Source organism: Oleiphilus sp. HI0128 (assembly GCF_001635365.1).
The window spans coordinates 1-388 of record NZ_LWGG01001037.1 but is presented as its reverse complement, the minus strand read 5'-3'; the positions used below and the strand labels follow the sequence as shown (position 1 = coordinate 388).

Annotated in this window: 1 pseudogene; it reads right to left on the bottom strand. The window is 47.7% G+C overall.

From position 1 onward, the window contains the following. Positions 1 to 388, bottom strand: a pseudogene (locus A3763_RS28815) (IS21 family transposase); the annotation flags it as partial.

Below are 388 nucleotides of genomic sequence, written 5' to 3'. Positions count from 1 at the left end.
TAGCTTGAAGTAAGCAACTTGAAGGCAGCACTTCCGACCATTGATCGTGGCGAAATCTTCGCCCCAATCAAACTGGAATGCTTCGCCTGGTGCAAAAGTCAGTGGAACATAGACTCGCTTAGCGGCAGTGCTCTTTGCTTCATGTTGCTCTTGTCGCCACTGCCGTGCAAACGCAGCAACACGATCATAGGAAACGGTGTAACCCAGTTGTACTAAATCCTGGTATAGCTGCTTGACTGACTTACGCTGCTTTCGATGCTTTTTCACCTCACGGTGAAGCCAGCAGGTTAAGGTCTTCTCGTAGTCATCCAGCTTACTCGGCGACTTCCTTGCAGGGTAGCTTGGGTCTAAATTTCTATTATTGAGGTATTTACGAACAGTATTTCGT